The organism is Rhodopseudomonas sp. B29 (assembly GCF_000333455.1).
GTDB lineage: Bacteria > Pseudomonadota > Alphaproteobacteria > Rhizobiales > Xanthobacteraceae > Rhodopseudomonas.
Genome location: NZ_BADD01000697.1, coordinates 1 through 9,595, shown reverse-complemented (window position 1 = coordinate 9,595; position 9,595 = coordinate 1). Strand labels below are relative to the sequence as shown.

Genomic DNA, 9,595 nt, shown 5'->3' with positions numbered 1-9,595 from the left:
CCGTTCCTCGATGCCACCGGCCCCGATCACTTCGTCGCGTGCCATCGCAAAGATGAACTTGGCGTGCCGGATTTCGCGCCGGAAGGCTGAACCTCACAACCCTCCTGCCCCCGACGCCCGGGCTTACTCTGCTGGGATCGCGATCCTCGGGTCTGCCTCTGCTTTCACCATGCGCTCGACGATCCGGCGCATGCGTTGCGGCGCGACGTCGATGCCGAGGCGGATGCGCTTGAAGCCTGGCCGTGCCTGATCGACCCGTTCGATGCGCTCGAGGATGTCCTTGTCCTCGTTGAAGGCGATGCGGAAGTCGTCGTGCAGACGCTGGTCGACGTCGGCATCGTTCAGCGCGAAATTACGCACATGTAGCCAGTGGTCGATGCAGTGATGGTCGTCGACCGGCGTGATGAAATGGCAGGCGAAGATCCGCATCCCGGCGTCGCGCTCTATCGGATCGGCGATCGCCCCGGCGTCGGCGCTGCCGAAATCGATCACCGCGATGCTGGGAGCGAGATAATCGTAGTAGTGCCAGCGATCGACATTGCCGGCGAAGTTGCCGTATTTGGCGAAGATCGGGATCGGCGCGGCATCCTTGATCCAGCGCCAGACCAGCACGCCGCGGTCGCTGACCGTGTGCTCGACCGGTATCTCCTCGCTCGCCGCATTGCCGAGCGTCGACAGATGCACGAAGCTGACGTGAGCAGGATCGCAAAGATTGTCGGCGAGGTTGAGATAGTTGGTGCCGATTCGCAGCGCGTCGCCATGCGCGGCGTGCCAGTTCGGCTGGCCGTATTGCGGCAGGTCGTAGATCAGCGTGGGATCGGCCAGCGCCGGATCGCCGGGCCATATCCAAACCAGGCCCATCTTTTCGTGGAGCGGGTAGGACGGCACACGCGCGTTGGCCGGGATGATCGGCTGGCCGGGAATCCGGATGCAGCGGCCGTCGCGACCGAACGTCATGCCGTGATAGCCGCACTCGATGGCGTCGCCCTTGAGCTTTCCGATCGACAAAGGAGCGAGCCGGTGTGGACACACGTCGTCCAGCGCGATTGGTTCACCGGCCTCGCTGCGGTAGACCACGACATCGATCCCGAGGATGCGGTGGCAGCCGAGCGCGCGCGTGACATCGCGCGACCATGTCAGCGGATACCAGTTGTTGCGAGGGGCGATGAGCTTCATCATGGTTTCTTTCGCGGCATCCGGCTTCGTCATGAGGGGAGGCTGGCTACTCATCTTTGATCCTCGCCAGCACGTCGGTCGTGGTCGGCTGGTGAGCCGCGCCGTCGACATAGCGCCAATCGGTCATCACGCCCTGACCGTCTTTCAGCTCCAGCTTGCCGATGTAGATGCCGAGCGTCGATTGATGGTCCACCGCACGAAACGCGATCGGTCCGCACGGCGTATCGACATTCACGTGCTCCATCGCGGTAATCAAAGCTTCGGTGTCGGTCGATCCCGCGATCTCGATCGCTTTCGCGAGCACGAAGGTGTTGATGTATCCGATCAGAGCTCCGATGTTCGGGGTCTCCTTGAAGCGGGCGCGATAGGCTTCGACGAAGGCGCGGTGCTCCGGCGTGGCGATCTCGCTCCACGGATAACCGGTGACGACCCATCCCGCTGGTGCCTCGTCTTTCAGAGGCGCCAGGTACTCCGGCTCCCCGGTCAGCAGACTGAAAACCGTCCGGTTCGCAAAGGCGCCGCGCGTCGTTCCCTCCCGCACCAGCCGGGCGAGATCCGATCCGAAGGTGACGTTGAAGATGGCGTCGGGATTGCCCGCGGTCAGCGCCTGAACCACGGAGCCGGCGTCGAGCTTGCCGAGTGGCGGCCATTGTTCGGATATGAATTCGACGTCGGGCCGAAGGCGTAGAAGCTCCTTCTTGAAATCCGCGACGGCGGCCTGGCCGAATTCGTAGTTCGGCGCGATCGTGGCCCAGCGCTTCGCGGGGAGTTTGGCAGCTTCCTGGGCCAAAATCGTCGTCTGCGTGTAGGTCGAGGGGCGCAGCCGGAACGTGTAGTGGCTGCGCTTCTCCCAGATCAGCGCATCGGTCAACGGCTGGGAGGCGAGAAAGAAGACTTTGCGGTGCTTGGCGAAATCGGACACCGCGAGGCCCACATTGGACAGGATAGTTCCTGTGAGCAGGTCGACATGTTCGGCATCGACCAACTGCGCGGCCTGTGAAACCGCAGCATCGGGTTTGCCTGCGTCGTCGCGGCTGATGATTTCGAGCTTGCGGCCGAGCACGCCGCCTCGCTCGTTGATCTGGTCGCGGGCGAGTTCCCAGCCCTGGCGATAGCCACGGGAGCCGATCGGGAGCGCCGAATAGCTGGAAATGTCGCCGATCCGGATCGGTGGTTGATCGGCGGCGTCGGCGCGGCCGCCGAGTGCCATCAATCCTGCTGCGAGAACCGCCAGCTTCACCGCAAAACGCGCACCCATTCCGTCCTCCCTGATCGTCTCAGCGGATGTATGTAGTACTTACTACATAATGAAAGGCGGCATGGAGGTATTGTCAACGGTGAAGAATTGGCAAGGCTTGCCAAAAAAGAGAGCAAACCTATGCTGCGGCGCAGACTCGGGACGGCCCCGAGGTGGGGGATGAATGGCAAGCGAAACGAGCGTCGGAACGAGGGAACTCGCGGCTCCCCGGCGCAAGGCTGCAGCGGGGCGCAAGAAAGCCGAGCCGCGCCGTCGGACGAGATCGCCCGATCAGACGCGCGAGGCGCTGTTGCGGGCCGCCGTCGTCGAGTTCGCACGAGAAGGCTACGGCGGCGCGCGGGTCGACCGCATCAGCAAGGCGGCCAAGAGCAACGACCGCATGCTGTATTATTACTTCACCAGCAAGGAGAAGCTGTTCCACCATGTGATCGAACATTGCTACGCCGCACTCGTCGCGAGCGAGGAGGCGCTCGATCTCGATCTTGAGCGACCGCGCGAAGCGCTCGCCGCGCTGGTCGCGTTCAACTGGAATTACTACTGGGAAAACCCCGAGCTGCTCAGCATTCTGGCGTCCGAAAATCTGTTCAAGGGCCGGCACGTCAAGAACAAGATCCGAAAGATATTTGCCAACACTCAATTCGGATTGCTCGAACGGATATTAAGTAGCGGAGTCGACCGCGGAGACTTTCGGCCGGATTGCGACCGCACCTTCGTTTATCTCTCGATCCTGTCCCTGACCTATTTCTACCGCTCGAATCTCTACACGCTATCGAACTACATGCAGATCGATCTCGGCGATCACGAGCGGCGCAACGCCTGGCTTGCTCACGTCCAGACCATGATCGAAGATCTGGTCCGCCGTCGGGACGATCGCTGATCACCGCCGTCGCATCGAAGTCCGCAGTGCGGCCGATGGATTCGAAGCGTCAGGCTGTGGCGTCCAGCAATGACTTCGTCATGCGGTCGTCGGCCTTCAGCGAAGCGAGGTTGGCGGCGAAGGTGTATTTGGCGACCATCTGACCGATCAGTTCCTGCGCCAGATCGACATTCGGCGCGGCCACCATGCCGTCCGCATTGGCGAACGGTGCCTGCGGGTCGGAGACCGGGACCGTGGCCGGCGAGACTTCACCGGTCGTGGTCTGCGTGCCGCCGCCGGCCGAGTCGCTCTGATTCACCTGCAGCGGCCGATAGGCCTGCGGCGCACCCGTCGGCACCGAGCCGTCCGTGGACGGTAGCGCGCCGGTCGATTGCTGATTGGCGATATTGCTGGCCGAGACTTCGACACGGCGTGTCGCGGCGTTCAGGCCCGAGACCGCAATCGACGAGATGCTGGACATGGCGTTGCCCGTTGCGACGTGACTTTGTCGCTACAAAGCGCCTGCAGCCGACAACGATCCGTGCACCGTCTCCGCTCAATTCGAGCGAAGCCGGTGACCAGATGTTAGTCTTCACACCGCCGGTGCCGCTTCCGGGGGAGCCGGCCGCTGCGGCCTGCGGCGCAGCTTGCGCCGAGCCCACAACACCACGCCGGTGCCGAGCAGGCCGAACAGCACCACCGATGTGATCAGATTGAGCGAGCCCGACAGCCAGTCCAGCCAATTGCCTTCATGCAGCAATCGCGGCCAGTTGCGCGCCATCGGCGCGACGCTGTCCTTGGTCACCGTATAGGCCCGCAGCTCGCCGTCTTCGTAGATCCGCGCCATGAGCCGTCCGCCGCGATTGGCCAGCATCGACAGGTGCGAGACGTCGTGCGACGCGCCGAGCTGGCGTACCGCGGCGGTGAGCGTCATGCCAGACGCTGGCGGCGGCGGCCCGCCCGCGAAGGTGAGGCCGAACGCCAGGCACAAGCCGCTCAGCGGGCTGAGCAGCAGCAGCGGCAGCGTGAACCAGGCGGCGCCCTTGTGCCAGCCGGACAGGTTGTTGCGCAGACGCGGCAGGCCCATCAGCACGCCGATGCACATGATGATCGTCATCGCGATGGTCGAACCCGTCACCAGCCAATCCTGGCCGAATAGATGTTCGTGCGTGCGCCGCGCCCACAGCATCAGGTCGCCGATCGGATCGGCCGCCGTCGTCACCTCACCGGTCGTCAGATCGATGGCCGGCAAAGCGGGCCCGAGCAGGCGTATCTGTGCGCTGGTGGGGCTGATCCGCAGCCCACGCGCCTTGTTGTCGGGATCGTAGCGCTGGACCAGGCCGGCGAGCCGGTCGGCGTCGACCATGCCGGCCGGCAGCCCGCGACCCTGGATGATCGGTTCGACCGACAGGATCATGCCGGTGACGATGATCAGGAGGAGGGGCAGCGAAAAAGTCAGGCTGACCCAACGGTGCAGTTTGAGAAGCGTGGTGTTGTTCATGGCGGTTTGTGTCTTGCGATAGGAGTCGCCCCTCGCGAAGCGCGGCGTCGTCGCCCGCGTGACGACGCCCCCTTTTAGCCGCACCAACCTAACCAATGGCTGACAAGGCCAGAGCGAAGGACGCAACCGCTGCGAGACTCGTTCGAATGGGCACGAAGCGCCTGGCGATCCGGATGGCAGACGAGGCGGGCGGGATAGATGAAGGTCAATTACTTGTCCGAGACATCGGCCGCGCGATCTCGAATCAGTCGCCGCACTGTCGTCCGGCCGTCATGCTGACAGCAGGAACCCTTGTCCGGATTCCACCGGACGCTGCCCTTCCGCCCGCTCGAACTAACTAAAGTCGAACACCGCCGTGCGCACAATTTTGCCGCGCCGCACATCACTCGCCGAATGGCCGGTGCGGGCCCCGGATCATATGAATTTTCACTGCGAGACAGGCCGATAGCCGCCGGTATCGACACTCGTACTGGCCTTTGCGGGCAGCGGTTCCGCAGCTTTACCGCCACTCCACGCCGCCGCATGACGGCGTGAATTCGTGCCGAGGACTCGGCCTTAAGACTGATTGCACAACAGCTGTTGAAATTCCCGGCTGTTGCTAACATGCTGCGCAGCAGCCGGACCCGTGACTATCACATTGGCATGGAGGTATTATGCGCTCATCATCGATGATCTTCCTCGGCGCGATTGCACTGGTCGCCGGACTTGCTGTCGTCAATCACAACGGTGGCTCACAGGGCATCGTGATCGATCAGGCGATCGCTGCACCGCCGGCGGCGCCCGTCATCAACGCGTTCCGCACCGTGACGTCGTCGACCTGCTCGTCGAACGGGTGTCCGACCACCTGTGAAGCCGACGAGGCGTTGATCTCGGCGATCTGCATCGGCCCGAGCAGTGCAAAATTCAGTGACAATCTGCAGATCGACAACGGTCAGATGACCGCGAGCTGCGGCCCGAGCTCCACCACCATCGTGGTGTCCTGCGCCCGCAAATAGCGCAGTCACCGCTTCCGGCGAGGCCGCCGCTCAGCTTGGACCAGGCGGCCTCCCTTCAGTCAGTCGAGGACTAATCCAATGCAAAACTGGTTCATCGCACTCGCCGTCGCGGTGCTGATCGTCGTGGGCTTCGCCGCCGGGCCGATGTCCGTCGTGGTCGCCTTCCTGTCGTTCTGGATCACGTTGTATTTGCTCTGGTCCTACGAACTCGGCTTCAAGGATACCTGGGCGCGGTTCGGTCTGCATCGCGTCAAGCCGCCGTTCTGGGCGGAAGAGAACCAGAAGTGGTTCCTCCCCATTTTCGACGACCGTCTCAAGGTCGCCAAGGCAGCGGCGGTGGCGCTGCTGATCGTCGCCTTCAGTCTGATGCTGCCGGCCAATGTGGTACGCATCGCCACGCTGCTGGTCGCCGCCTGGTACGTCGCCGAAATCTACCGCGCGCAGAAAAAGAGTGACGTGCTCGATCGCGCGCGCTTCAATTGATCGGCCCGGTCCGGAGCGCGCACAGCGTTCCGGACCGACGCTGACGACTAACGACGCGTGCCGCCGGCAGCGATGCGGCGAGGGAGGTGCTTGATGGCCGACAGTAACTCGTCCGACGTGATCCTCAACGTGATGACGCGCAACCTCGACCAGGCGCGCGGCGCGATGACCAACTATCTGCAGTTCATCGAAAAGAGCCTGTCGGTGACGCCGCTCGGCTCGAATGGTCAGGCCAATGCGCTGAAAGGCTATGTCGAGCGCAATATCGCCGCCACCTTCGATTTCTCCGAGCAACTCCTGCACGCCAAGGACTTCCAGGACGTCGTTCGCATCCAGACCGAGTTCCTTCAGGCTCAGTTCCGTGTTCTGACCGAACAGGCCAAAGAAGTGGTCGAGATGACCAAGCCGACAGTGATCATCCCCCGTGACTGATCCGGTTCCGTGCCCCGTCGCCGCTTGCAGGCCGGCTGCGAGCTAACTACAAGCTGCAGGCCGAGGACGCGGTCGAAGACCGTCTGCTGCCGAGGGCGGGGCGAACGCGGGAACAAGCACCTATGCGAATAGTCTTGAAGTCGAAGTCATTCATCGTCGGTTTGACGCTGCTGAGCAGCCTCGTGGCCGGCAGTGCGGTCGCGCAGGAACGCCGCCCCGATCCGGGCTGCGGGCGCGATGTGTCGCGGCTGTGCCGCGCCGTGATGGATCAGGGCGATGGCGTGATCCTGAGCTGCCTGCAGCAGCACCGCGCCAAGCTCAGCGCCAAATGCCTCAAGGTGCTGACTGACAACGGTCAGTAGTTCCTGACTACGTGCCGCTGCCGCCGACGCTGACGTTCTGCACCGGCAGCACCTCGGCGGCGGCGCGATCCGGCGACTCTTCCTTCCAGCGAACCGACCCGAACGGCCGCTCCAGCAGCCTTCGCACCCGCACGGGCCCGGGCCCGCGATGGAAGTCGTTGGCGCGCCGATACAGCGCGCGGTCGGCCTGGGTGGCGCGATTGCGCTGGTGCAGATAGTCGTGCCAAGTCGGGCAGTGATAGCGCTCGGTCCACAGCTCCGGATCGGCGATATCACGCGCGATCGACCAGCCATAGGCGCCATTGCGCTGCCGGCTGAGTTGCACCTCCTGCATCACATTGTGGAAGCTGCGCGCCTGATCGGAATCGACCCGGTAATCGATCTCGATCACCAGCGGGCCGCTGCGCGGCGACAGCAGCAGCTTCACTTCGGGATCGTCGAGCAGGTCGGCGTCCTCGATCCGTGTGCCGACCGGCGGCATCGGCAACGCCAGCGCCAGCAGCGGTGACGCGAACATCACCCCGGCCGCGATCAGCATGGTGGTTTCGACGCCGACCGTGTCGGCGACATGACCGAAGCCCCAACTGCCGATCGCGATGCCGCCGGCGATCGCCGCCTGGAATGCCGCGAGCGAGCGGCCCGCCACCCAGCGCGGCGCCGACAACTGCACGCCGATATTGAACAGCGCGATCGCCAGCATCCACACCGCGCCGGCGATCACCAATGCGGCGGCGGTCAGGATCGTGGTGGTGCTGATCGATAGCGCCGCCATCGCGGCGCCCATCACCAGCGTGCACATCCGGATGGCGCCTTCGCTGCTCAGCCGCCGGCGCGCCAGGGTGACGTTCAGCGCGCCGATCACGGCGCCGATGCCGAACGCGCCGAGCAACAGGCCGTAGGTTTCCGCGCCCTTGTGGAGCAGGTCGCGCGCCACCAGCGGCATCAGCGCCAGCACCGGACTGCCGGCGATGCCGGTCACCAGCGTCCGTGTCAGCACGATACGGATCGGCGGAGAGTTTGTGATGTAGCGCACACCGGAGACGATGGCGCGGTTCAGCCGCTCTGGGGGCAGCCGCGGCGGTTCGCTCACCCGCCGCCACAACAGCAGCACGACCAGGAGCGGGAGATACAACACCGCATTGGCGGCGAACGCTGCGACCGCGCCGGCGGTCGCCACCACAATGCCGCCGACAGCGGGCCCGAAGCTGCGGGCGATGTTGTAGCTGATGCCGTTCAGCGCCACAGCCGCCGGCAGTGTTTCGGCCGGCACCTGCTCGGACACCGACGCCTGCCAGGCCGGCCCGAACAGCGCCATGCCGGTGCCGACGATGAAGCAGAACGCCAGCAGCACGTTGGGGCCGACGAGGCCGAGATGCGCCAGCGTCGCCAGCGTGGTCGAGCCGGTGAGGCTGAGCGTCAGCGACGCCAGCGCCACCTTGCGGCGGTCGTACATGTCGGCGATAGCGCCGGCCGGCATCGCCACGATCATGATCGGCAGCATCAGGGCGGTCTGCACCAGCGCGACCTTGTCGGCCGAGGAGGTCATCTGGGTCATCGCCCAGGCGGCGCCGACGCCGTTGATCATCAGGCCCAGATTGGACAGCAGGCTGGCGAGCCAGATGCGGCGGAACAGCGCGTGCCGCAGCGGCGCGGCAATCCCGTCGGCGGTGCTTCGCTTCGCCGTCTGCGTCATCAGGCCTCTGTCCTTGGGCATCTTGGTTGGCGCCGGAAAGGCCCGGCGCAACTCAGTGATGCCTGTGAAGCCCGTCGGCTGTCTAGTAGGCGTGTTTGCGGGCCGCGCCTCGCCGCCTTGGGATCGCCGCAGGCCGATGCTGGCATTCCGTCTCCCGCTGCTTAGATCAGGTCGACGCAGCCACAGCCGCAGTCCGGGAGACGCCGTGAGCATCGCCGAAGTCCACGAGCCGAGCCGATACCGAGCGCCGCTGGTTCCACCGACGCCGCCGCGTGCGCCGGAGGATATGACAGCGCTCGGGCGTCTGTCGGCGATCCGCACCAACGCGATCGCCAGCTGGGGGCCGCGCGCCTATCAGGACGATGTCGTCGTCGGCCGCTTCTTCAACCGTTCCAGCTACATCCTCAATACGCCCGATGCGATCCGGCACGTGCTGGTCGATAACGACCAGAACTACACGCGGACCGCGGCGGCGTTTCGCGTGCTGCGGCCGATGCTCGGCGAAGGCCTGCTGCTGGCCGAAGGCCGCCCGTGGAAGCATCAGCGGCGCACGCTGGCGCCGGCGTTCACGCCGCGTGCGGTCGGCACGCTGGTGCCGCATATGCTGTCGGCGATCGACGAGACGGTGGCCGACCTCGGCCGCACGGCCGGCGCACCGGTCGATCTGCGCGAGACCATGCAGCATCTGGCGCTGGAGATCGCGGGCCGCACCATGTTCTCGTTCGGCATGGGTGAGCACGGCCGCACCCTGCGCGACTTCGTCATCGAATACGGGATGAAGCTGGCGAGTCCAGGCTTTTTCGATCTGCTGTTGCCGCTCGGCTGGCCTAGCCCGAGCG

Annotated in this window: 11 protein-coding genes; 6 read left to right on the top strand and 5 right to left on the bottom strand. The window is 64.8% G+C overall.

Annotation, left to right across the window (positions count from 1 at the left end; all coding sequences use genetic code 11):
- Nucleotides 1–123: 123 nt before the first annotated feature.
- Nucleotides 124–1,230 (bottom strand): aromatic ring-hydroxylating dioxygenase subunit alpha, encoded by a 1,107-nt coding sequence (locus I5M_RS25210; protein ID WP_244432092.1) that lies wholly within the window; start codon nt 1,228–1,230, stop codon nt 124–126.
- Nucleotides 1,223–2,434 (bottom strand): ABC transporter substrate-binding protein, encoded by a 1,212-nt coding sequence (locus tag I5M_RS25205; protein ID WP_022723935.1) that lies wholly within the window; start codon nt 2,432–2,434, stop codon nt 1,223–1,225. The genes I5M_RS25210 and I5M_RS25205 overlap by 8 nt, the downstream gene beginning before the upstream one ends.
- A 163-nt stretch (nt 2,435–2,597) precedes the next feature.
- Between I5M_RS25205 and I5M_RS25200 the strand changes: the two genes are divergently transcribed.
- Nucleotides 2,598–3,311: a TetR/AcrR family transcriptional regulator gene (locus I5M_RS25200; protein WP_022723934.1), complete on the top strand. Its 714-nt coding sequence runs from the start codon at nt 2,598–2,600 to the stop codon at nt 3,309–3,311.
- A gap of 49 nt (nt 3,312–3,360) precedes the next feature.
- On the opposite strand, the gene I5M_RS25195 is transcribed toward I5M_RS25200, so the two are convergent.
- On the bottom strand, nt 3,361–3,771 hold the full coding sequence (locus tag I5M_RS25195; RefSeq protein WP_022723933.1) for a flagellar basal body rod protein FlgC: 411 nt from the start codon (nt 3,769–3,771) through the stop codon (nt 3,361–3,363).
- A gap of 111 nt (nt 3,772–3,882) precedes the next feature.
- Complete coding sequence (locus I5M_RS25190; protein WP_022723932.1) at nt 3,883–4,791, bottom strand: PepSY-associated TM helix domain-containing protein; 909 nt, start codon at nt 4,789–4,791, stop codon at nt 3,883–3,885.
- A gap of 653 nt (nt 4,792–5,444) precedes the next feature.
- On the opposite strand from I5M_RS25190, the gene I5M_RS25185 reads away from it, so the two are divergent.
- From I5M_RS25185 to I5M_RS25170, 4 genes are all read left to right on the top strand, one after another.
- Nucleotides 5,445–5,786, top strand: a complete 342-nt coding sequence (locus tag I5M_RS25185) for a hypothetical protein (RefSeq protein WP_031337521.1) — start codon at nt 5,445–5,447, stop codon at nt 5,784–5,786.
- Nucleotides 5,787–5,864: 78 nt separating this feature from the next.
- Complete coding sequence (locus I5M_RS25180) at nt 5,865–6,269, top strand: hypothetical protein (protein WP_022723930.1); 405 nt, start codon at nt 5,865–5,867, stop codon at nt 6,267–6,269.
- Nucleotides 6,270–6,362: 93 nt separating this feature from the next.
- Nucleotides 6,363–6,701 (top strand): phasin family protein, encoded by a 339-nt coding sequence (locus I5M_RS25175; protein ID WP_022723929.1) that lies wholly within the window; start codon nt 6,363–6,365, stop codon nt 6,699–6,701.
- 134 nt (nt 6,702–6,835) lie between these two features.
- On the top strand, nt 6,836–7,063 hold the full coding sequence (locus I5M_RS25170; protein ID WP_022723928.1) for a hypothetical protein: 228 nt from the start codon (nt 6,836–6,838) through the stop codon (nt 7,061–7,063).
- A gap of 7 nt (nt 7,064–7,070) precedes the next feature.
- Here I5M_RS25170 and I5M_RS25165 read toward each other — a convergent pair whose 3' ends face one another.
- Nucleotides 7,071–8,756: an MFS transporter gene (locus I5M_RS25165; RefSeq protein ID WP_031337519.1), complete on the bottom strand. Its 1,686-nt coding sequence runs from the start codon at nt 8,754–8,756 to the stop codon at nt 7,071–7,073.
- A gap of 205 nt (nt 8,757–8,961) precedes the next feature.
- Here I5M_RS25165 and I5M_RS25160 point away from each other — a divergent pair.
- Nucleotides 8,962–9,595 (top strand): cytochrome P450 (locus I5M_RS25160; RefSeq protein WP_022723926.1); only part of this gene is annotated, 634 nt, incomplete at its 3' end.

Bases quoted from the DNA above. Each gene is read 5' to 3' on its own strand.
- I5M_RS25210 (WP_244432092.1), bottom strand. From the start codon at position 1,230: ATGAGTAGCCAGCCTCCCCTCATGACGAAGCCGGATGCCGCGAAAGAA.
- I5M_RS25205 (WP_022723935.1), bottom strand. From the start codon at position 2,434: ATGGGTGCGCGTTTTGCGGTGAAGCTGGCGGTTCTCGCAGCAGGATTG.
- I5M_RS25200 (WP_022723934.1), top strand. From the start codon at position 2,598: ATGGCAAGCGAAACGAGCGTCGGAACGAGGGAACTCGCGGCTCCCCGG.
- I5M_RS25195 (WP_022723933.1), bottom strand. From the start codon at position 3,771: ATGTCCAGCATCTCGTCGATTGCGGTCTCGGGCCTGAACGCCGCGACA.
- I5M_RS25190 (WP_022723932.1), bottom strand. From the start codon at position 4,791: ATGAACAACACCACGCTTCTCAAACTGCACCGTTGGGTCAGCCTGACT.
- I5M_RS25185 (WP_031337521.1), top strand. From the start codon at position 5,445: ATGCGCTCATCATCGATGATCTTCCTCGGCGCGATTGCACTGGTCGCC.
- I5M_RS25180 (WP_022723930.1), top strand. From the start codon at position 5,865: ATGCAAAACTGGTTCATCGCACTCGCCGTCGCGGTGCTGATCGTCGTG.
- I5M_RS25175 (WP_022723929.1), top strand. From the start codon at position 6,363: ATGGCCGACAGTAACTCGTCCGACGTGATCCTCAACGTGATGACGCGC.
- I5M_RS25165 (WP_031337519.1), bottom strand. From the start codon at position 8,756: ATGACGCAGACGGCGAAGCGAAGCACCGCCGACGGGATTGCCGCGCCG.